Below are 22,883 nucleotides of genomic sequence, written 5' to 3'. Positions count from 1 at the left end.
TTCAGCTGGCTTTTGTAGTGACAATATTTAGAACTGGTAGGTCAGACCCAGCGCCACGATGTTGTCTGTACCGATGCCTGCCTGGCGAGTGAACTTGTTGTCGTCGAGCAGGTTGATTTTGTAATCCACGTAGGTGGACATGTTTTTGTTAAAATAATAGGTCGTGCCAACATCGATGTATTTAACCAGATCCTGGTCGCCGAAGTTTTCGATGTCTTTGCCTTTAGACTGCAGGTAAGCGATGGATGGACGCAGGCCAAAGTCGAACTGATACTGAGCCACAACTTCGAAGTTTTGCGCCTTGTTTGCAAAGCCGTAGATGTCGGTACGCTTGTTGTTAGAGGTACCGAAGCGGGTTGCGTTATAGGTCTGAGAGTACTGCGCCGCGAGGTAAACGTTGTTCGCGTCGTATTTCACACCACCGCTGTATACTTCAGCGCGGTCGCCTTCACCGTATACGCCAGCCGCATTCTGGTCAGCGGTACGACGGGAAGAGGACATTGCACCACCTACGCTGAAGCCTTCGCCCAGATCGTAAGTCAGGGATGCGCCATAGCCGTCACCGTTCTGGTTCAGCAGGCTGCGACCGCTGGTGTTTTCACCCTCTACGCTGCCGTTTTTGCCCTGATACTGCAGAGCAAAGTTCAGGCCGTCCACCAGACCAAAGAAGTCCTGGTTACGGTAGGTCGCGACGCCGTTAGCACGTTGCTGCAGGAAGTTGTCAGCGCCGTAGGTATCGCCGCCAAATTCTGGCAGAACGTCTGTCCAGGAAGTTACGTCGTAGATTACGCCGTAGTTACGACCGTAATCAAAGGAGCCTGCTTCAGCAAACTTCAGACCTGCAAACGCAACACGGGTCCAGGACTTGTTGTCGCCTTCTTCCTGGTTGCCCTGAATCTGGTATTCCCACTGGCCGTAGCCGGACAGCTGATCGTTAACCTGGGTTTCACCCTTGAAGCCGATACGCATGTAGGTTTTATCGCCATCTGCGCCTGCGTCATCAGAGAAATAGTGCAGACCTGTTACTTTACCGTACAGATCCAGCTTGTTACCGTCTTTGTTGTAAATTTCGGCAGCGTTAACAACGCCTGCTGCCAGCATGGAAGTGACTGCCACTGCAACTAATTTAAGTTTCATCTTAAATGTTCCTTATAATTTTTTTTCAGTATTTCCTGAACCACTGTGAACGATTTCTAAACGAGGCTGCTCGTCAATGGCATGCTATTTTTAAAAATCTCGTAGTCTTATTTCAATAATAAGTTTCAAATTATTAAAGGTAATTTCAATTAGTGTGATCTCGATCGTGTGAAAAGGCGCTTATTCAAACAAAGCGCCCGAATTTTATACGATTATTAATTATGTTATCTGCGGGACTATTGCCATCGCTATAATTTCTGTGAGTTTTAGTATATTAAGTTAGATTTCGGTATTCCCGATGTGTTGAGGGGGTGCTATTAGTTTTTGAGCTTAATAACAGTGAGTTAGGGGAGGGTTTAAACGTATATTGCGAATATTTGCATGGATGTGTCAGAATTGAATTATTACATTCAATGCTATCCATAATGTTAATATTCATGGTTGACTAGTTTCATGTCGTTGTCAGTTTGTGTCAATTATCTTGTTGAGCGTTTACAGAAGGTGCTAAATATAAACCGAAATTAAACAGACATCCTATTATTAGGATAAATATTCTGAGGTGCGATCACACTTTAAATTTATGTTAATTATGTTGCCGGGTTGAAATTTACCCGGCCGTGCGAGAAAGCATTATTTTCTTGTTGCGTACCAGCAGAGTAACGACCCGGCGCAGACCATCAGGGCGCCTTGCCAGAACGAGAATGAGAGGGGGGAACTCAGCACTGCGGCGGCAAGCGCGGCTGAAAGGACCGGGGTAAAATAGGATACGGCAGCCAGAACCGTGACGTTACCGTGCAGGATGCCAATATTCCATGCGGCGTACCCAAACCCAAGGGCAATGCCGCACATGACGAGTTTCACCACCACCGGAAGCGTGAACACCATCTCTGGCTGATCGCTCAGGGCATATTTCACCCACAGACTCAGCGCGGTCAGTAAAACAAACAGGGTGATGCCGTTTTGTCCTTTCGCAAATTTGCTGGTGACCGTGCAGTAGGCGGCCCAGATAAAGGCCCCGGCAAACGCCAGCGCGTAGCTCAGCGGGCTGGAAACGATATTGCGGGTTATTTCATCAAGATGTAAACCCTGTTCACCGCCCAATACCCAGCAGACGCCCAGCAGCGATATGACCAGGCCGGGGATCACCCACAGGGTGGATTTCTGTCCGTTAAACAAAATGGCAAACACAATGGTCAGGCTCGGCCAGAGGTAATTCACCATACCGACTTCAATCGCCTGCGATCGCGTTGCAGCATAGCCCAGCGACAGCGCCAGGCATATTTCGTAGCTGACAAATAAAACGCTGCCCGCAATAAGATAGCGGGGTGAAAACCGTCTGATATCAGGAAATCCTACCGTCACCAGACACAGTAATCCGCTGAGGGTGTAGATCATCGCCGCACCGCCTACCGGCCCCAGTCCCTCACTCACGCTGCGAATAAGGCCGACCATGGTGCTCCATAACAGTATTGCCGCCAGCCCAATAAGCGTTGCCTTTTTTCTGTCCATTACTTCGCCATTGCAATAAAAATCAAAGGAAAAATGTATCGCATTACGCCTGTCGCTGTCGTGAATTATTCTCTTAAGCCGTTAATCAAAAAGGAGTAATGAAATGTACCGGGGGTGACTATTAAGGGGGGGAAGACAGATGACCTTGATTTGACGCAAAAAAAACAGGGACTTTACTGCTAGTTTGCGGCGCGAAGTCTTATACGAATACGAGGACAACGATGGACGTCAGCCGCAGACAATTTTTTAAAATCTGCGCGGGCGGTATGGCCGGAACAACAGCCGCAATGCTGGGATTTGCTCCCAAAATGGCGCTGGCTCAGGCACGCAACTATAAGCTGCTGCGCGCGAAAGAGATCCGTAACACCTGCACATACTGCTCCGTAGGTTGTGGGCTTTTGATGTATAGCCTGGGCGATGGCGCAAAGAACGCCAGAGAAGCGATTTACCATATTGAAGGGGATCCGGATCATCCGGTGAGCCGCGGGGCGCTTTGCCCGAAAGGGGCGGGGCTGCTGGACTATGTTCACAGCGAAAATCGCCTGCGCTACCCGGAATACCGCGCGCCGGGTTCTGATAAATGGCAGCGTATCTCCTGGGATGAGGCCTTCTCCCGTATTGCCAAATTAATGAAAGCCGACCGCGACGCCAACTTTATAGAAAAGAACGCGCAGGGCGTAACGGTTAACCGCTGGCTTTCCACCGGGATGCTGTGCGCGTCTGCGGCAAGTAATGAAACCGGCATGCTGACGCAAAAATTTGTGCGCTCTCTCGGCATGCTGGCGGTAGACAACCAGGCGCGCGTCTGACACGGACCAACGGTAGCAAGTCTTGCTCCAACATTTGGTCGCGGTGCGATGACCAACCACTGGGTTGATATCAAAAACGCGAACGTCGTGGTGGTGATGGGCGGTAACGCCGCTGAAGCCCATCCGGTGGGGTTCCGCTGGGCGATGGAGGCGAAAAACAACAACGATGCGACGCTTATCGTCGTCGATCCGCGCTTTACGCGTACGGCATCAGTGGCCGATATCTATGCGCCAATCCGCTCCGGTACGGACATTACGTTCCTGTCCGGTGTGCTGCTGTACCTGATCGAAAACAACAAAATTAACGCGGAATACGTTAAGCACTACACCAACGCGAACCTGCTGGTGCGGGATGACTTTGCCTTCGATGACGGACTGTTTAGCGGCTATGACGCCGAAAAACGCCAGTACGATAAAACGTCCTGGAACTATCAGTTCGATGAAAACGGCTATGCGATGCGGGATGAAACCCTGACGCATCCGCGCTGCGTGTGGAACCTGCTGAAACAGCACGTTTCCCGCTATACGCCGGACGTGGTGGAAAACATCTGTGGCACGCCGAAAGCGGACTTCCTGAAGGTGTGTGAAGTGCTGGCCTCCACCAGCGCCGCCGACAGAACCACCACGTTCCTGTACGCGCTGGGCTGGACGCAGCACACCGTTGGCGCGCAGAACATCCGCACCATGGCGATGATCCAGCTGCTGCTCGGCAACATGGGCATGGCGGGGGGCGGCGTAAACGCGCTGCGGGGTCACTCCAACATTCAGGGGCTCACCGACCTCGGCCTGCTGTCGACCAGCCTGCCGGGCTACCTGACGCTGCCGTCTGAAAAGCAGGTCGATCTACAAAGCTATCTGGCGGCGAATACGCCAAAAGCGACGCTGCCGGACCAGGTGAACTACTGGAGCAACTATCCGAAGTTCTACGTCAGCCTGATGAAATCCTTCTACGGCGACGCGGCGCAGAAAGAAAACGACTGGGGCTTTGAGTGGCTGCCGAAGTGGGACCAGGCTTACGACGTCATCAAGTATTTCAACATGATGGATAAGGGCGACGTCACGGGATATATCTGCCAGGGCTTCAACCCGGTGGCCTCCTTCCCGGACAAGAACAAAGTCGTTCGCAGCCTGAGCAAGCTGAAGTACATGGTCGTTATCGATCCGCTGGTGACCGAGACCTCCACCTTCTGGCAGAACCATGGGGAATCAAACGATGTCGATCCGGCCTTGATTCAGACCGAAGTGTTCCGCCTGCCGTCCACCTGCTTTGCGGAAGAGGATGGCTCCATTGCCAACTCCGGCCGCTGGCTGCAGTGGCACTGGAAAGGCCAGGACGCCCCGGGTGAAGCGCGCAACGACGGCGAGATCCTGGCCGGGATCTACCACCGCCTGCGCGAAATGTATCGCACCGAAGGCGGCAAAGGCGCGGAGCCGCTGCTGAAGATGAGCTGGAGCTACAAGCAGCCGGAACGTCCCGAGTCTGAAGAAGTCGCGAAAGAGAACAACGGCATGGCGCTGGCGGATCTGTATGACGCGAGCGGCAATCTGGTGGCGAAGAAAGGTCAGCTGCTGAACAGCTTCGCGCTGCTGCGCGACGACGGCACGACGGCGTCGTCCTGCTGGATCTACACCGGCAGCTGGACGGAGCAGGGTAACCAGATGGCCAACCGTGAAAACGCTGACCCTTCCGGGCTGGGCAATACGCTGGGCTGGGCATGGGCGTGGCCGCTGAACCGTCGCGTGCTGTACAACCGTGCGTCTGCAGACGTAAACGGCAAGCCGTGGGATCCGAAGCGCATGCTGATCCAGTGGAACGGGGCGAAATGGACGGGGAACGATATCCCGGACTACAACACCGCCGCGCCGGGCAGTAACACCGGGCCGTTTATCATGCAGCCGGAAGGGCTGGGGCGCCTGTTTGCGCTCGACAAGCTGGCGGAAGGGCCGTTCCCGGAGCATTACGAGCCGATGGAAACGCCACTGGGGACCAACCCGCTGCACCCGAACGTGGTCTCCAGCCCGGTGGTGCGTATCTACGAAGACGACGTCCTGCGCTTAGGCAAAAAGGACAAATTCCCGTACGTGGGAACGACCTACCGCCTGACCGAGCATTTCCACACCTAGACCAAGCACGCGCGGCTGAACGCCATCGCGCAGCCGGAGCAGTTTGTGGAGATCAGCGAGACGCTGGCGAAGGCGAAAGGTATTGCCAACGGCGACCGCGTGAAGGTGAGCAGCAAGCGCGGCTTTATTCGCGCGGTGGCGGTGGTGACCCGTCGTTTGCAAAGTCTGAACGTGCATGGTCAGCAGGTGGAAACCGTCGGTATCCCGCTTCACTGGGGCTTTGAAGGCGTGGCGCAGAAAGGCTACATCGCCAATACCCTGACGCCAAACGTCGGCGATTCCAACTCGCAAACGCCGGAATACAAAGCGTTTCTGGTCAACATCGAGAAAGCGTAAGGAGCGATTCAATGGCGATGGAAACACAAGACATTATCAAACGCTCCGCGACTAACCCGATAACGCCCGCGCCTCGCGCGCGGGACTACAAGGCAGAAGTCGCCAAGCTTATCGACGTCTCCTCCTGCGTGGGCTGCAAGGCCTGCCAGGTGGCCTGCTCAGAGTGGAACGACATTCGCGACGAGGTGGGGCACTGCGTGGGTGTCTACGACAATCCGGCGGATCTGAGCGCCAAATCCTGGACGGTGATGCGTTTTAGCGAAACCGACCAGAACGGCAGGCTGGAGTGGCTGATCCGCAAGGACGGCTGCATGCACTGTGAAGATCCGGGCTGCCTGAAGGCGTGCCCTTCAGCGGGCGCGATTATTCAGTACGCCAACGGGATCGTCGACTTCCAGCAGGACAACTGCATCGGCTGTGGGTACTGCATCGTGGGCTGTCCGTTCAATATCCCGCGCCTCAATAAAGAGGATAACCGGGTATACAAATGCACCCTGTGCGTGGACCGCGTCAGCGTCGGGCAGGAGCCTGCGTGCGTGAAGACATGTCCCACCGGGGCGATCCACTTCGGCACCAAAAAAGAGATGCTGGACGTAGCGCAGCAGCGCGTCGATAAGCTCAAAGCACGGGGCTACGACAAAGCGGGCATTTACAACCCGCAGGGCGTGGGCGGTACGCACGTGATGTACGTGCTGCACCATAGCGATCAGCCGGAGCTGTACCACAATCTGCCGAAGGATCCGGCGATCGACACCTCCATTAACCTGTGGAAAGGGGCGCTTAAACCGCTCTCGGCGGCGGGCTTTATCGCGACCTTTGCGGGGCTGATATATCACTACATCGGTATTGGGCCAAACAAAGAGGTGGATGACGACGAGGAGGCGCATCATGAGTAAGTCGAAAATGATAGTGCGCACGAAGTTTGTCGATCGCGCCTGTCACTGGACGGTGGTGATCTGCTTCTTCCTGGTGGCGGTGTCGGGGATTTCGTTCTTCTTCCCGACGCTGCAGTGGCTGACCGAAACCTTCGGTACGCCGCAAATGGGGCGCATTCTGCACCCATTCTTCGGCGTGCTGATCTTTGTGGTGCTGATGTTTATGTTCGTGCGTTTTGTTCATCACAACATCCCGGACAAGCAGGATATCCCGTGGGTGAAAGGGATTGTTGAAGTCCTGAAAGGTAACGAGCATAAAGTGGCGAAGGTGGGGAAATACAACGCCGGCCAGAAGATGATGTTCTGGACCATCATGAGCATGATTTTTGTGCTGCTGGTGACCGGGGTGATTATCTGGCGTCCGTATTTTGCGCACTATTTCCCGATTCAGGTGATCCGCTACGCGCTGCTTATCCACGCCACGTCGGCCATCATCCTGATTCATGCCATCCTGATCCATATGTATATGGCGTTCTGGGTGAAAGGCTCGATTAAAGGGATGATTGAAGGGAAGGTGAGCCGCCGCTGGGCGCAGAAACACCACCCGCGCTGGTATCGCGATGTGGAGCGTCTTGAAGCGAAACAGGAAAGTACGGAAGGATTGAAGTAAACCCTGCGCCGTCGGCTCTGCCCGGCGGCGCTGCGCTTGCGCGGGCCTACTCTTCAAATCAAAACCGCTCCTCCACATACCGGAACGGGTATTTTGTGGGTTTGACTTTGCCGATTTTGCGTTTCGGTAAATCCACCTTGTCTACGTGTATTTCTTTATACGGGATCTGCGAAAGCAGGTGCGAAATAATATTCAGTCGCACGCGTTTTTTATCTTCTGAACGTGCCACAAACCACGGCGCCCATGCGGTATCGGTGGCTTCAAACATGGCGTCGCGCGCGAGGGTATACTCGTCCCACAGGTTAAAGGATTTAATATCCATCGGCGATAGCTTCCAGATCTTACGACCATCGTTAATACGGTCGCGCAGGCGACGCTCCTGCTCTTTAGGCGTCACCTCCAGCCAGTACTTCAGCAGGATAATTCCGGCATCGACCATCGCTTTTTCCATCACCGGTGCGCCATCCAAAAATTTCTCCACCTGTTCCTCAGTGCAGAATCCCATTACCCGTTCAACACCCGCGCGGTTATACCAGCTGCGATCGAATATCACGATCTCGCCTGCTGAAGGCAGGTGCGGCACATAGCGCTGGAAGTAGAGCTGGCTTTTTTCTTTTTCAGTTGGGGCAGGGAGCGCAACAACGCGAAACACGCGAGGGCTGACGCGCTCGGTGATCGCTTTGATGGTGCCGCCTTTACCGGCACCGTCGCGTCCTTCAAAAACAATACACACTTTGAGTCCTTTGGCGACGACCCACTGCTGGAGCTTAACCAGTTCAACGTGCAGGCGACGAAGTTCTTTTTCGTACTCTTTGGTCTTCAGCACGGGTTTAACCACGCTATCTACACTCGCTTTGGTCACGGTCACTGCTTTGGTTTTATTCTGTTTTGCGTTTCCCATGATAATCCTCATCTCCGGAACGTGTGATGTGCTTAGAAGGAACTAACACTTTGAAGTGTAATGCTGAGTGGAAATCTCAGCGGACTTTTTTCGCAGTCAAGACTTTCTCTTTCGCGAATCGCTGGTTAAAATGATTAAAAATAACTGTATAAATAAACAGGATTGTTATGACATTGATTGTTGAAGGCGAAAAAATTGGACGTAACCGTTTTACCGGTGAAAAGATTGAAAATGCTGTTTTTCGTCATTGCGATTTCTCTGGCACAGATTTGACCGGCACAGCATTTATCGGTTGTCAGTTTTACGATCGTGAACGCCAGATCGGCGGAAATTTTAGCCGGGCGCAACTTAAGGACGCGATCTTCAAAAGCTGCGATTTATCGATGGCAGATTTCAGGCATTCGAATGCCTTAGGCATCGAAATCCGTGAATGCAGGGCGCAAGGGGCTGATTTTCGCGGTGCCAGTTTTATGAACATGATCACCACGCGTACCTGGTTTTGCAGTGCTTATATAACAAAAAGCAACCTGAGCTATGCCAATTTTTCGAAGGTGGTTCTGGAAAAATGCGAGTTGTGGGAAAACCGCTGGAACGGCGCGCAGATCCTGGGGGCAACTTTCAGTGGTTCGGATATGTCAGGTGGCGAGTTTTCTTCATTTGACTGGCGTGCAGCAAATTTCACACACTGCGATTTAACCAATTCAGAACTGGGTGAACTGGACGTGCGTGGCACTGATCTACAGGGCGTTAAGCTGGACAGTTATCAGGTGTCGCAAATTATGGAACGCCTTGGCATCGCGATTATCGGCTGACAATATTCACAGTCTACGCTGTATAAATGGATTAACGTGTCAGTCTGCCAGTTTGAACTGGCTCACCATACAAGATTATTCAATAATGCCCGCTGCGAGTGATTAACCCGTGGTTGAGGTATGAAAAAGACAATATTTTCGTTGGCGCTTGGCACATTTGGCCTGGGCATGGCCGAATTTGGCATTATGGGCGTGTTAACCGAGCTGGCGCATGACACCGGTATTTCGATTCCCTCCGCCGGGAATATGATCTCGTTTTATGCCTTCGGCGTGGTGATTGGCGCCCCGATTATGGCGCTGTTCTCAGGCAAGTTCTCGTTAAAAACGACGCTGCTGTTTCTGGTTGCCCTGTGCGCGGTGGGGAACACCCTGTTTACCTTTTCATCATCATATTTCTGGCTGGCGACGGGACGCTTAATTTCCGGTTTTCCGCACGGCGCGATTTTCGGCGTCGGGGCGATTATCCTCTCTAAAATTGCGCCGCCGGGGAAGGTGACGGTCGCAGTGGCGGGAATGATCGCCGGGATGACCGTGGCCAACCTGGTAGGCGTCCCTCTGGGTACTTGGCTGGGGCACCAGTTCAGCTGGCGTTATACCTTTTTCCTGATTGCGGTGTTCGACGCGCTGGTGATCCTCTCGGTTCTGCTCTGGGTGCCGGACATCCACGACACATCGGAAATCAAATTGACCGAGCAGTTCCACTTTCTGAAAAAACCAGAACCCTGGCTGATTTTTGCCGCCACCATGTTTGGCAACGCCGGGGTGTTCGCGTGGTTCAGCTTCGTTAAACCGTTTATGGTCAACGTTTCAGGCTTCACCGAAGGCGTGATGACGATCATCATGATGCTGATGGGGCTTGGCATGGTGCTGGGCAACCTGTTGAGCGGCAAACTCTCGGGGCGTTTTAGCCCGCTGCGCATTGCGGCGACCACCGACATGGTGATTGTCGCCTCGCTGCTGCTGCTTTTCGCCTGTGGTGAACTCAAAACGGCCTCGCTGATCATGGGCTTTATCTGCTGTGCCGGGCTGTTCGCGCTCTCTGCGCCGCTGCAGATCCTGCTTCTGCAAAATGCGAAGGGTGGCGAAATGCTGGGGGCGGCTGGGGGGCAGATGGCGTTTAATCTCGGTAGCGCGATCGGGGCGTACTTTGGCGGGATGATGATTACCCTCGGCTTTAGCTGGCGCTACGTCACGCTGCCTGCGGCGATACTCTCGTTCTCTGCCATGAGCGCGCTGTTGATCTACGGTTACCTGCGGGCCAGACGGGCTCAGGCTAACGCGCGTGCGCTAGCCTGATTGAATTCAGGCAAGCCAGGGCTCACCCAGGGTCAGCATCAGGCGGTTGGCCCAGGCGAAGAACGCGGCGGACTGCACCAGATCAAGCTGGGCTAAGGTGTCCAGCCCCTCTTTTTCCAGCGCGGCAAGGTGCAGCGGCGTGGCGGCAGGCGGGGTAACCGACAGCGCCGCTGCAAAATCGATTTCCGCCTGCCAGCGCGCAGATTGCCCCTCGCTCAGGGATTGTCCCGGACGCACGGCCAGCAGGGCCTCTACCGCCGGGTCATCCTTTGACAGCTGGCTGGCTTTCCGCGCATGGACAGATGCGCAGTAAATGCAGCCGTTAATTTTACTGGCGACCGTTGCCGCCAGCTCGCGCTCGGCGCGCGGCAATCCCCCCGGCGTATAAAAAATCCCTTTATCCGTTAGCGTGCGCTGTTCAAGCACCGGCAGGTTGCGCCCCAGCAGGCGGAAATAGTCGGAATCGGTATGGCCAAATTTTGCAAGGATGGCAACCTCATCGTCACGAAAATCCGCCAGCGGTTTTGCTGCTATCCATGGCTCCCATCCCAGCTCCTGCTGGGTAAACGCGACGGGAGCCGCCTTTCCGGTGGCCGTGGTGGCGGTCGTGTGCCAGATGCCTGCCGCCACCGGCGCATCGCTTTTGGCGACAGGCCTGTCGTTCAGCAGCCGCAGCCCGGCAATCAGTCGGCTCTGGAAGCTGACAAACGCGATAAGCTGCGCCAGGGTCACGATGCCTTCCTTGCTCCATCCCGCCTGGGTCAGCGCCCTTAACGATGCCGGCGTGGCTTCGACGGGGGAGAAGGTCAGCAGCCGCGCGAAATTGAGCGCCGGGGTCAGGCGTTCAGAGGTCGGGTCGGCCAGGCCAAACCCCGCATAGTGCGCGGCCAGCGCCTCCGCGTTGTGCCACCTGGCGACTTTTGCCGCGACGGCGAAGCGCTCGTCCAGCGCAAAATCGCTATCCTGCTGGGTAAATAAGATTTCGTAGCTGCCCTGTGCGTGGCGCGTGGCGGCGTCCCGTGTGGCGCGCGCCTCTGCCAGAGGGGAACCGGGTTTAATTTCCGCCAGCTCGGCGAGAATGTCGTGACTTAATGACATAGGTATCTCCTCAACGTATATGGGGGGCAATGTGTTCTGCGATCAGTTCGATGGAGCGCAGCGTGTCGCGATGGGTGGGCTCGACCGAATGGACCTGGAATGAGATGTCCGTGGCGCGCCGGAGAACGGAATCGGCCTGCAGCGAACGCAGCACCGTCTCGGGCGAACCGATATGGGCGTCGAACTGGCGATGAAAATCGGTGACGGTGTCACCTTTAACCGCATGCCCGGCAGCGCGATGCTGCTGGGCTTGTTTCGTCAGACCCGGTGTGGCGACCTTGAGCGCATAGTCGTCGCTGTCGGCGACGAATGCCGTACGGGAAGCCAGAATGCGCGGTGCGCTGCCCGCGGGCAGCGCCTCAAGGTAGGCATCCACAATAGGGTTCTGGATCGCGTCGAGCGTTAAATCCAACTGGTCTGCCGGGCGCGGCTGCGTGCGGGAGAGCATTAAACCGTGTCCGGCCCGCGCGGCGCGAACGGCACCGTCGACCGAAAAGGTGGCAATCCAAATCCGGTCAGCAAGCTGTGGCGCTGGCGGGTAAAGGTGGTTATCCGGATGGGTGAGCGAATCCCCGCGCCAGGCGCTTTGAATAACATGCAAATGGTCGGCAAAGGCCGCGCCGCGCTCCTCAAACGTCAGGCCGAACGGCAGAAATGAGGTCGGTGTGCCGCCTGAACCAAAACCGACTTCAAGACGGCCATTGGCGAGTAAATCCAGCACGGCGGCATCTTCTGCGACGCGCAGCGGGTTTTCCATCGGCAGGGTAATGATAGCCGTACCCAGGCGGATGGTTTCGGTATGTGAGGCTACGTGTGCCAGAAACAGTAGCGGTGACGGCAGTCCACCTTCACTTTCGTGAAAGTGGTGCTGCGCAATCCAGGCGCTGTCAAAACCGTGGCGTTCGGCGTGGCGGATCTGTTCAGTTGCCAGACGATAGCGCTCCTTCGGCGTAGCGTCGTCAAGCAGGCGGGTGAAAAATCCCAGGCGTTTTCGCGTCATGCGAACTCCTCCGTAGCGGGTGAAAAATGGGGAATGGCGTCAATCAGCTCGCGGGTATAATCGTTCTGCGGCGATGCAAATAAGGTTCCGACGTCGCCGTGTTCGACTACCTGACCGCTGCGCAGCACCGTGACGCTGTGGGCGATCCGGCGGACGGTAGACAGATCGTGCGTGATAAAGAGGTAGGTCAATCCCAGCTGCTGCTGCAGCTGCTGAAGCAGAGCCAGAATCTGCGCCTGCACGGTGACGTCCAGCGCGGAGGTGGCTTCGTCCAGCACCAGAATGGTCGGCTCCAGGATCAGCGCCCGGGCGATGGCCACGCGCTGACGCTGTCCGCCTGAAAGTTCCCGGGCGGTGCGGCCCAGGAGTTCGACGGGCAGGGCAACCCGCTGCGCCACGGTTTCCACCCGAACCTTTCGCTCCGCCTTACCGAGGCGAGAAAAGTTCTTCAGGGGCTCTTCGATGATGTCAAACAGCGTCTGACGCGGGTCGAGAGAGGCAAACGGGTTCTGGTAGACAAACTGGATCTTCTGGCGCAGCTGACGACGGGCCTCGCGGCTGAGCGTGGTGGCATCAATATCATCAATAATGACCTGTCCGCTGTCCGCCTGTTCAAAACCCAGCAAAATACGGGCGAGGGTGGTCTTCCCGGAGCCGGATTCACCGACCAGCGCATGCGTGCTGCCGCGCCTGACGTCAAACGTCACCCGATCCAGCGCCTGAAGCTGATGACCTTTGCCCAGCGAGAATTGTTTTCTGATGGCGCGAGCGCGAATGGCCGGTGACGCGAGCGGAAGACCTGATACCGGGGCAATGGTCAGGCGCTGGCCCTGGAGATCGCTCAGCAACTGACGGGTGTAGGCGTGCTGCGGCGTACGGACAATATCGACGGTGCTGCCTTGCTCCTGAATTTCGCCATCGCGAAAAACCAGCAGCCTGTCCGCGCGCTGGGCGGCCAGGGCCAGATCGTGGGTGACAAACAGAACGGCAGTGCCCGATTCCCGCCGCAGGATATCCAGCAGATCGAGAATGCGTTTTTGCACCGTCACGTCCAGCGCGCTGGTGGGCTCATCAGCAACGATCACGTCCGGGCGCAGGGCAATGGCGATGGCAATCAGCACGCGCTGTTTCATCCCACCGGAGAGCTGATGGGGATACTGCGTCATGCGCTGTTCGGGGTGGCTCAGGCCGACCTTTGTCAGCAGGGCGAGCACCTGCTCGTCGCGCTCGGCGCGGGTCACTTTCTGGTGTAGCTGAATAATCTCTCCGACCTGCGCGCCAATGGTCTTCACCGGGTTGAGTGAATTACCCGGATCCTGCGGAACCAGGCTAATTCGCGCCCCGCGAAGGGTATCGAGACGCTTAGCGGACCACCGGCTAATCTCCTCGCCGTTGAGCACGATTTTTCCTGCATCACGGCGGGCGTTATCGGCCAGCAGACCAATGATCGCCTGTGCCGTGGTCGTTTTACCGGATCCGGATTCACCGACAAACGCCAGCATTTCCCCTCGCCCGAGCGTGAAGCTGACGTTATGCACCACCTCTCTCCACTGGCGTGCGGTGCGGTAGCTGATCGTCAAATTTTCCACTGAGAGAACGGTCATTAGCGACCTCCGCTGAACTGTTGGCTGATACGGTTGGTGGCCAGCACCACGGCGATGACGACGACGCCGGGGAAGGTGGTTAACCACCAGGCGGTTGAGAGATAGTTACGGCCTTCGGCAATCAATAAGCCCCATTCCGGCACGGGCGGCGGGGTGCCGTAACCGAGAAAACTCAGCGTGGAGAGCGCCAGGATGGCCTGACCAAACTGCAGCGTGGCAAAGGCGAGGACGGCGGTTAACGCGTTGGGCAGGATGTGTCGCCACAGCACGGCGAAAAACGTCCCGCCGCTGCCAAACGCCGCCTCGACATAATCCGTATGGCGGATGCGTACCACTTCACCGCGCGCGAGGCGGGCGAAGCTGGCAATGGAGGCAACGCCCACGGCAATCGCGGCGTTAACGGTGCCAAACCCGAGCAGAATAATGACCGTCAGCGAGAGCAGCAGAGACGGGATGGACAACAGCACGTCGACGAAACGCATCAGCAGAGACTCGACGCGTCCGGCGAATGCCCCGGCGATCACCCCCAGACCGGTGCCCACCACCAGCCCCATCGTGACAGCGGCGAGCGCCGCGCTAAGGGAGTGGGACGCACCATAAATAATACGGGTGTAAACATCGCGGCCAAGCTGATCGGTGCCGAGCCAGTGTTCCGCCTGAGGCGCCAGGCGCTGTGCGCCAGCGATGCCCTCAATCGGGCTGTAGTGGGTTAACAGGCCGGGCGCCACGGCGGCAAAAACGGCGAGAATAATCACCCCCCATGCCAGCCACAGTCCCGGCTGCCATTCCATCCCCTGCCACGCCGGAACGCGTTTTCGCGCGGCGGCAGCGTAATCGACCAGACTCATGATGCACCTCCGGTAACGGTTTGCAGGCGGGGATCCAGCAGCGGCATCAGCAGATCCACCAGCAGATTGATCAGGACAAAACCGAGGGCGGAAATCATCACGACCGCCTGAAGCACGGCGATATCCTGGTTATTTACCGCCTGCTGGGTCAGCTGTCCGAGCCCGCTGCGGCCAAAAACGGTTTCCGTGATCAGCGCCCCGGCAATCAGCTCGCCCAGCAGCAATCCGGCAATATTCAGGACCGGCAGCAGGGCGTTGCCGGTAACGTGACGCCACAGGACGGCGGTTTCACTCAGCCCTTTTGCCCGGGCCACGGCGACAAACGGCTGCGTCGCCACCTGGTCCAGGCTGCGCATCAGAATTTGTGCCAGCGGGGCGGAAATCGGGATCGCGACGGTCACAATCGGCAGGATCAGCCCCTGCAGCGGCGTCGGGTTAATCACCGGAATCAGCCGCAGCTGGAAAGAAAAGAGCTGGATGAGGGCAATCCCCAGCCAGAACGTCGGTAAAGAGATAAACAGGACCGGCAGCGACTGCAGGGTATTACTCAGCCAGCGCAGACCCGGCAGGCGCGACGCAAAGGCCAGCGCAAATGCCAGCAGGACTGCGAGTACAAACGCGGGCAGGGCGAGGCTCAGGGTATCCGGCAGATTGCTGGCAATCAGCTCGCTGACCGGCACCCCGGCCTGTAACGAATAGCCGAAATCCCCGCGCAGCATCGCCAGCAGCGTATGGCCGTATTGCTGCCACAGCGGGCTGTCCGCGCCATAGGCCACGCGCATCTCCTCGATTTGCGCCGGGCTCAAGCCCAGGTCCGGGTTCTGAAATTTAATCAGCACCGCGTCGCCCGGCAGCACCTGGAGCAACACGAACGAAAGGGTAAAGGCGGCCCACAGTACCAGCAGCCCGTGCCCAAAGCGTTGAAGAAGTGCGTGGCGCATCGTCAGCTCCTCAGTGTTTCTCAATCCACGCGCCGTAGAACGACGGGCGGCCGACCGCTTCAAAATTGACGCCTTTCAGCCACGGCGCACCAGCAAAGACCTGCGGCTCTTCGAAAATTGGAATGACGTAGGCGTTATCCAGCAGGTAGCGCTGGGCATCGCCGGTCAGCTGCAGGCGTTTTTTCGGATCGACTTCAGCAGAAATGTTCACCAGCAGTTCATTCAGCTTGTCGTCACGGAAGCTTTTGACCTTGTCGCTGGAGCCGCCTTTTTGCAGCAGCGCGTCGCGGTTAGCGGGGTAGAACATGCTTTTCACCACGTCCGGATCGGCGCGGCCTACTTCGGAGACGGTTAACGGGGTTTTCAGCGGATCAAGGTTATCCAGCGTGCGGCTGCCTGCGTCACCGGCTTTAACGCTCAGCGCCACGCCCACCTGTCGCCACTGCTGGGCAACCAGCTGCAGCACCTCTTTATTTTGCGGCTGCGGCAGGGATTCATACACCGTCAATGCCAGACGTTGGCCGTCTTTGGCGCGGATCCCGTCGCCACCCGCTTTCCAGCCCGCCTCGTCCAGCAGCTGGTTGGCTTTTGCCGGGTCAAAGGTCAATTTATCGCTGAGATCGACAAAGCCTGCGGCGGAATCGGCAATCACCGACTTCGCCTGCGGATAGTTGGCCGAGAAGAGGGTCTCGACCACCTGTTTTGCATTGGTGGCATGCAGCAGCGCCTGGCGTACGCGAATATCAGAGACCAGCGGGTTATCCGGGCGGAAGCTGATGCTGTCATTCACCCCGCGCGTCGGGGCGGCGTAGATTTTATAGCCCTGATCTGTCGCCTGCTTTTCGTCATACGCCTGCACCTGACGAATAAAATCTGCCTGACCGGCCAGGAGGGCGCCGACGCGCACGCTGTCCTCCTGGGTCACGATAAACTTGATGCCGTCAAGATTGGCTGGCCCCTGCTGCGCCAGGTTTTTCGGTCCCCACTGGTAGTCCTTACGCGCTTCCAGCGTCACTTCGCGACCCAGCTTCTCGTCCTTCACTACAAACGGGCCGGAGCCAATGATATGCCGGGCATCACCCAGCTCTTCAAAGTTGCGCTTCAGCGTGCTGAGCGAGACCAGGCCCGACCCGATTGTGGCGGTGCCCTGCAGGAACCCAGGCGACGGTTTTTTGAAGTAGAACTTCACGGTCAGCGGGTCGATGACTTCGCTACGATCGTAGTTATTGATCACTTCTGACACCGGCAGTCGCTGCGCCTTGTTACCTAAGCCGTAGGTATCAAAGTTTTTCGCTACGGCGTTGGCGTCCAGCGGCGTGCCGTCGGAGAAGGTGATGCCGGGGCGAATTTTAAAGGTGTATTCGGTTTTATCGGCGTTGGTGGTCCAGCTTTCGGCCACCCAGGGTTCCACCTGCAGCGTCTTTGGGTTCTGCCACGTCAGTTTGTCGGTGATTTGGTTCAGGATGCCGCCGTTCGGGTAAAAGCCACCGGCAGGCGGATAGAGGTTGGTGTGCGCCTGCTGCTCCAGATAAATCAGCGTGCCGCCTTTGACGGGCGCATCCGCGGACCAGGCTGCGGTTGTCGTCAGAATGAGCGCCGTCAGCAGCTGCAGACGAAATGGGGTTTGCATGGTGAATTCCTTTGTTATCTTCTTGTTAGCGTCGGATTCATCATCGGGCGCGGGGGAAAACAAGGGAACAAAGGAATTAAGATAAGGATTGCCGGAAAATGGCTATAAAAAAACCGCCCCTGTCAGGAGCGGTAATTGAACGGTGGGTGATTATGAACGCAGGTCAATCACCATACGGCCGCGGATCTGGCCCTGTTCCATCTCTTTAAAGATGGCGTTGATGTCCTCGATCGGGCGCATCGTGACTTTCGGCACGACCTTGCCTTCAGCGGCGAACTGGAAGGCTTCCTGCAGATCCTGACGGGTGCCAACCAGCGAACCCACTACCTGAATGCCGTCCAGCACCAGGCGCGGAATGTCGAGGCTCATCGCTTCCGGCGGCAGGCCAACGGCGACCACGCGGCCACCGGCACGCACGGCATCAACGGCTGAGTTGAAGGCGGCTTTTGCGACGGCAGTGACAACTGCGGCATGCGCGCCGCCGGTTTTCTCCTGCACAATTTTAGCGGCATCTTCGCTGCGGGAGTTGATGGTGAGATCCGCACCCATGCTGGCCGCCAGCTTCAGCTGTTCGTCGTTAACGTCAAGGGCGATGACTTTGGCGTTAAAGACGTTTTTGGCGTACTGCAGCGCGAGGTTGCCCAGCCCGCCCAGACCGTAAATCGCAATCCACTGGCCCGGTTTAATACCCGACACCTTCACTGCTTTATAGGTGGTGACGCCAGCGCAGGTGATGCTGCTGGCCGCCGCCGAATCCAGACCGTCCGGTACTTTTACCGCGTAATCTGCGGTGACGATGCACTCTTCCGCCATCCCGCCGTCAACGGAGTAACCGGCGTTTTTCACGTCACGGCACAGGGTTTCGTTGCCGGTATTACAGTATTCGCAGTGGCCACAGCCTTCAAAGAACCAGGCCACGCTTGCGCGGTCGCCGACTTTCAGCGACTTCACGCCAGGGCCGACTTCTTTTACGATACCAATCCCTTCATGGCCCAGGATAACCCCGGTTTTATCGCCGAAATCACCGTTCTTCACGTGGAGGTCGGTATGGCATACGCCACAGCACTCCATCTTCAGCAGGGCTTCCCCGTGCTTTAGCGGGCGTAAGGTTTTTTCGGTAACGTTGACCTGGTGATCCTGAGTGACAACAGCAGCCTTCATGTGTATCTCCTTGTTCATGATAAGAATCTGCATAGCAGGTGTAGTACCTCTTAAGGATTAATACATTAGCCTGGTAATGCAAGGCTGCGGCAACATAATGTCATCATTTGATTCGATTTCAGATTAAGAATACGGCGTTCCTCTAATAATTAAGGGGGAAAATTCTGGCCCGGCGAGATGATCGCCGGGCGCAGACTTACAGCTGTGCTTCTATCTCCTCTATCTCTTTACGCCATTGCGCCTGTAACTGCGGCTTTTGATGCTTCGGCTTACGCGCCAGATCGTCTTCCAGCAGCGTTTCCAGCGCGATCAACCGCTCCAGCAGATCGTCATACGGCGAGGATTGAATCGTCGCGGCGACAGCGGGCGCAGCGGATGTCATAAGCCCCGCGCTTTCACGCAGACGCTCAAACACCGCTTCTGCATCGTGCCACTCGCTCAGCTTTCCCCCTTCAATCAGCCAGAAACGGTTGCAGCTTTGGCTAATTAGCTGACGATCGTGGCTGACCAGCAGCACGCCGCCTTCAAACTGCTGAAGGGTTTGCGCCAGCGCCTCTTTGCCTTCCATGTCGAGGTGGTTGGTCGGCTCATCCAGCATCAGCAGGCTATAGCGGGCGAGCGTCAGGCCTACGAACAGCAGGCGCGAGCGTTCACCACCGCTGAGCGTGCTGACCGTTTGTCCGTGGCGCGCCCACGGGAAACCCGCGCTTATCAGTGCCATTTTGCGGTTCTGCGGATCCGGCGCGAAAGGTTCCAGCGCGTCGAGCAGCGTGGCGTCATCCGGCAGCTGATGAAGCGTCTGGTCGTAATAGCCTGGCGACACGCGCGGATGGATTTTCAACCCGCTGTCTGCGGACTCATCAGCAAATTGTTGCCAGATAAGCCTCATCAGCGACGATTTGCCGCAGCCGTTACGCCCGACAATCGCTACGCGATCGCCGCTTTTCAGCCGCGCCATGTCGATGTTAAACAGCGGCGGTAGCCCGGGCGCAGGCGGGACGCTGAGGTTTTCCATCTCCAGCAGACGGTCAGCCCGCAGCGCGTCGCCGCGCAGGGTTAACGTCCACTGGCTGCCTGCCGTGAGCGCCGTCTGGCTCTCCTTCAGCCGTTCGACCTGTTTTTCCATCTGTTTGGCTTTGCGGGCCAGGTCTTCGTTGTCGTAAACCTTGCCCCAGGTCGCCAGCCGCTTCGCGCTGGCGGTCACGCGATCGATCTCCTTTTGCTCGGCCTTGTGGCGCTGGGCATCGCTTTCATCCTTTGCTTCAAGCGCCTTGCGGGCGGCCGTGCAGGGAAGGGCGAAGTAGTGCAGCGTTTTATCGCGCAGGATCCAACTGCCGTTGGTGACGGCATCCAGCAGCTGTCTGTCATGCGAGACCAGCACAAAGCTGCCCGACCAGTTCTGTAGGAAGTGTTCCAACCAGAGCATGGTCGGCAGGTCCAGGTGGTTGCTGGGTTCATCCAGCAGGAGCAGATCCGGCTCGTGAATCAGCGCCCGCGCCAGCAGCAGGCGGGTGTGCTGTCCGCCGCTCAGCGTGGCGGATTGCAGCATCATATCCTGCGGCGTGAAGCCCATGCTCGCCAGCAGCGTTTCGGCTTTCCAGCGCAGACTCTCCCGTTCAGTTGAGGGCAACTGGGCCAGGACGGCATCCAGCATGGTCAGCGGAAAAATAGCGTCCGGGAGATGTTGCTCCACGCGCGCCATCAGGCAGTGTCCGGCCAGTGCTACCGTTCCGGCGGCAGGGGAGTCCGTGCCGTCCAGCACCTTCAGCAGCGTACTTTTGCCGCAGCCGTTGTCGCCCAGCAGGCCAATGCGGTCGCCTTTTTTCAGCGTAAAGGAGAGTGAGTCGAAGAGCGTGCCAAACGCCGTATCAACGCGTAAAGATTGTGCAGTGAGTAAAGTGCTCATTGTTGCTTACCCAAGAGTTACAGGCATGTTTATGCCTCGTCAAACATCGCTGACGATAACTCAGTAAGCCCGAGAGAAGGGATTTCAGGGGTTGGTGTCTTCGCTCAAGCAGAAGTTATCGCAGCACGATACCGATAACGCTTGAGCTGGTGCGATCACCAAATGTATGTGAAACATTGAAAATTTCACAGTACAGCATAATTGGCCTCCTTATATATTCAGTGGGTTAATGGATAAAGGGAGTGTAGCGGGGGAAAAGGGGTTTGGCTAGTGGGTATTCGATGGTGCGGTTTGTTGCCCTCACCCTGACCCTCTCCCACAGGGAGAGGGAAAACAGCCAGCCCGTAGGCCCGGTAAGCGAAGCGCCACCGGGCAGAGCGGATTAAATCGACGTACGGCGATAGCTGCGGTATTCAGGCTTCCAGAAGTTGTCGTCGATGGCCTGCTGCAGCGCGTCGGCAGAGGTTTTCACCGCCACGCCCTGCTGCTGCGCCATTTTACCTACCGCAAACGCGATGGCGCGCGACACCTTGTGAATGTCCTTCAGCTCCGGCAGCACCAGCCCTTCACCGTCATTGACCAGCGGAGAGTAACCCGCAAGGGTTTCGCTCGCCGACATCAGCATTTCGTCGGTAATGCGAGACGCGCCGGAGGCGATCACCCCCAGACCAATACCCGGGAAGATGTACGAGTTGTTGCACTGGGCAATCGGATAGGTTTTATCCTTCCACACCACCGGATCGAACGGGCTGCCGGTCGCGACCAGCGCGTTACCTTCGGTCCACGCGATGATGTCCTGCGGCGTCGCTTCCACGCGGGAAGTCGGGTTAGACAGCGGCATCACGATAGGGCGCTCACAGTGCTTGTGCATCTCGCGAATGATCTCTTCGGTAAAGAGACCGGTTTGCCCGGAAACGCCGATCAGAATATCCGGCTTCACGTTGCGCACCACGTCCAGCAGGGAAAGGACTTCGTTGTCGGTATCCCAGTTTTTCAGGTTTTCGCGTTTCTGCACCAGCTTGGTCTGGAACGGCAGCAGGTTTGGCATACCGTCGGTCAGCAGGCCGAAACGGTCAACCATAAAGACGCGGGAGCGGGCCAGCTCTTCGCTTAACCCTTCACGCTGCGTCTGGGCGATAATCTGCTCGGCAATACCGCAGCCCGCAGAGCCTGCGCCCAGGAAGACGATTTTCTGGTAGCTCAGTTGGCTGCCGGCTGCGCGGCTGGCGGCGATAAGCGTACCCACGGTCACGGATGCGGTGCCCTGGATGTCATCGTTAAAGGAGCAGATCTCATCGCGATAGCGGTTCAGCAGCGGCATCGCGTTTTTCTGCGCGAAGTCTTCAAACTGCAGCAGAACGTCCGGCCAGCGGTGCTTCACGGCCTGAATGAAATCGTCGACAAACTGATAGTACTCATCGTCGGTGATGCGCGGGTGGCGCCAGCCCATATAGAGCGGATCGTTGAGCAACTGCTGGTTGTTGGTGCCAACGTCCAGCACCACTGGCAGGGTATACGCCGGGCTGATGCCGCCGCAGGCGGTGTAGAGAGAGAGCTTACCGATTGGGATCCCCATCCCGCCAATGCCCTGGTCGCCAAGGCCGAGAATACGTTCGCCGTCGGTTACCACAATCACTTTGATATTGTGGTTCGGCACGTTCTGCAGAATATCGTCCATGTTGTGACGGTTCTGATAAGAGATGAATACCCCGCGTGAACGACGGTAGATCTCTGAGAAACGCTCACAGGCCGCACCCACCGTCGGGGTGTAGATCACCGGCATCATCTCTTCGAGATGGTTCTGCACCAGGCGATAGAAGAGGGTTTCATTGGTGTCCTGAATGTTACGCAGGTAGATGTGTTTGTCGATTTCGGTTTTGAAACCCTGATACTGGATCCACGCGCGCTCCGCCTGTTCTTCAATGGTCTCAACCACTTCCGGCAGCAGGCCAAGCAGGTTAAAGCTGCTGCGCTCTTCCATGCTGAAGGCGCTGCCTTTGTTGAGCAGGGGGAATTCGAGTAAAACCGGTCCGGCGTATGGGATGTATAAGGAACGATGTTTTTTCAGTTTGTTGTCCATGTCACTCACTCTTTTTATGAAGATCCGTCCCTGACACTGCTGTTTGTCATCTTTCTGGCCTGTGCGCTGGGAGGCGGTCAGGCGGTATTATAAAGGAGCTAAATATTAATTACCGCAACACATAAACAAAAACACCATCGGGATTA

Annotated in this window: 16 protein-coding genes and 1 pseudogene; 5 read left to right on the top strand and 12 right to left on the bottom strand. The window is 56.8% G+C overall.

Annotated elements, in window-relative coordinates; genetic code table 11:
- Positions 1–27: 27 nt before the first annotated feature.
- Positions 28–1,137 carry a porin OmpC gene (locus OTG14_RS07865; protein ID WP_024909569.1) on the bottom strand — a complete coding sequence of 370 codons (1,110 nt, stop codon included), beginning with the start codon at positions 1,135–1,137 and terminating at the stop codon, positions 28–30.
- A gap of 630 nt (positions 1,138–1,767) precedes the next feature.
- Positions 1,768–2,646 (bottom strand): aromatic amino acid DMT transporter YddG, encoded by an 879-nt coding sequence (gene yddG, locus OTG14_RS07860; RefSeq protein ID WP_267214869.1) that lies wholly within the window; start codon positions 2,644–2,646, stop codon positions 1,768–1,770.
- A gap of 221 nt (positions 2,647–2,867) precedes the next feature.
- Between yddG and fdnG the strand changes: the two are divergent.
- The 3 genes and pseudogenes from fdnG (at position 2,868) to fdnI (ending at position 7,460) form a co-directional block, all read left to right on the top strand.
- Positions 2,868–5,915, top strand: a pseudogene (fdnG, locus tag OTG14_RS07855) (formate dehydrogenase-N subunit alpha).
- An 11-nt stretch (positions 5,916–5,926) separates the two neighbouring features.
- Complete coding sequence (gene fdxH / locus OTG14_RS07850) at positions 5,927–6,811, top strand: formate dehydrogenase subunit beta (RefSeq protein WP_267214868.1); 885 nt, start codon at positions 5,927–5,929, stop codon at positions 6,809–6,811.
- Complete coding sequence (fdnI, locus tag OTG14_RS07845) at positions 6,804–7,460, top strand: formate dehydrogenase-N subunit gamma (RefSeq protein ID WP_136194917.1); 657 nt, start codon at positions 6,804–6,806, stop codon at positions 7,458–7,460. The genes fdxH and fdnI overlap by 8 nt, the downstream gene beginning before the upstream one ends.
- Positions 7,461–7,518: 58 nt before the next feature.
- Here fdnI and ppk2 read toward each other — a convergent pair whose 3' ends face one another.
- Positions 7,519–8,361, bottom strand: a complete 843-nt coding sequence (ppk2, locus tag OTG14_RS07840) for a polyphosphate kinase 2 (RefSeq protein WP_032647376.1) — start codon at positions 8,359–8,361, stop codon at positions 7,519–7,521.
- Positions 8,362–8,528: 167 nt separating this feature from the next.
- Here ppk2 and OTG14_RS07835 point away from each other — a divergent pair, with 167 nt between their 5' ends.
- Positions 8,529–9,173, top strand: coding sequence for a Qnr family pentapeptide repeat protein (locus OTG14_RS07835; RefSeq protein WP_267214867.1), 645 nt, complete (start codon positions 8,529–8,531; stop codon positions 9,171–9,173).
- A gap of 120 nt (positions 9,174–9,293) precedes the next feature.
- A complete protein-coding gene (araJ, locus tag OTG14_RS07830) occupies positions 9,294–10,469 on the top strand; it encodes an MFS transporter AraJ (RefSeq protein ID WP_267214866.1) in 1,176 nt (391 codons plus the stop codon).
- Between the two features lie 6 nt (positions 10,470–10,475).
- Here araJ and OTG14_RS07825 read toward each other — a convergent pair whose 3' ends face one another.
- The 9 genes from OTG14_RS07825 to OTG14_RS07785 all read right to left on the bottom strand — a co-directional run bounded on the left by OTG14_RS07825 (position 10,476) and on the right by OTG14_RS07785 (position 22,737).
- Complete coding sequence (locus tag OTG14_RS07825) at positions 10,476–11,567, bottom strand: alkylhydroperoxidase domain protein (RefSeq protein ID WP_032647371.1); 1,092 nt, start codon at positions 11,565–11,567, stop codon at positions 10,476–10,478.
- A 10-nt stretch (positions 11,568–11,577) separates the two neighbouring features.
- The gene (locus OTG14_RS07820) at positions 11,578–12,567 is read right to left on the bottom strand and encodes a putative FMN-dependent luciferase-like monooxygenase (RefSeq protein ID WP_267214865.1); all 990 of its coding nucleotides are present in this window, start codon (positions 12,565–12,567) and stop codon (positions 11,578–11,580) included.
- The gene (locus OTG14_RS07815) at positions 12,564–14,171 is read right to left on the bottom strand and encodes a dipeptide ABC transporter ATP-binding protein (protein ID WP_267214864.1); all 1,608 of its coding nucleotides are present in this window, start codon (positions 14,169–14,171) and stop codon (positions 12,564–12,566) included. Before OTG14_RS07815 ends, OTG14_RS07820 begins: the two co-directional genes overlap by 4 nt.
- On the bottom strand, positions 14,171–15,019 hold the full coding sequence (locus OTG14_RS07810; RefSeq protein ID WP_267214863.1) for an ABC transporter permease: 849 nt from the start codon (positions 15,017–15,019) through the stop codon (positions 14,171–14,173). The genes OTG14_RS07815 and OTG14_RS07810 overlap by 1 nt, the downstream gene beginning before the upstream one ends.
- Positions 15,016–15,960 carry an ABC transporter permease gene (locus OTG14_RS07805; RefSeq protein ID WP_024909556.1) on the bottom strand — a complete coding sequence of 315 codons (945 nt, stop codon included), beginning with the start codon at positions 15,958–15,960 and terminating at the stop codon, positions 15,016–15,018. The genes OTG14_RS07810 and OTG14_RS07805 overlap by 4 nt, the downstream gene beginning before the upstream one ends.
- Positions 15,961–15,970: 10 nt before the next feature.
- Entirely contained in the window at positions 15,971–17,590 is a 1,620-nt protein-coding gene (locus OTG14_RS07800) for a TIGR04028 family ABC transporter substrate-binding protein (RefSeq protein ID WP_267214862.1), read from the bottom strand.
- Positions 17,591–17,740: 150 nt separating this feature from the next.
- Positions 17,741–18,751 (bottom strand): alcohol dehydrogenase AdhP, encoded by a 1,011-nt coding sequence (gene adhP / locus OTG14_RS07795; protein WP_032647362.1) that lies wholly within the window; start codon positions 18,749–18,751, stop codon positions 17,741–17,743.
- Positions 18,752–18,947: 196 nt separating this feature from the next.
- Positions 18,948–20,657 (bottom strand): ABC-F family ATP-binding cassette domain-containing protein, encoded by a 1,710-nt coding sequence (locus tag OTG14_RS07790; protein ID WP_267214861.1) that lies wholly within the window; start codon positions 20,655–20,657, stop codon positions 18,948–18,950.
- 382 nt (positions 20,658–21,039) lie between these two features.
- Entirely contained in the window at positions 21,040–22,737 is a 1,698-nt protein-coding gene (locus OTG14_RS07785) for an NAD-dependent malic enzyme (RefSeq protein ID WP_024909550.1), read from the bottom strand.
- Positions 22,738–22,883 lie beyond the last annotated feature (146 nt).

The sequence above is a fragment of the Enterobacter pseudoroggenkampii genome, from assembly GCF_026420145.1.
Lineage (GTDB): Bacteria > Pseudomonadota > Gammaproteobacteria > Enterobacterales > Enterobacteriaceae > Enterobacter > Enterobacter pseudoroggenkampii.
This window is presented reverse-complemented; position numbering and strand designations above follow the sequence as displayed.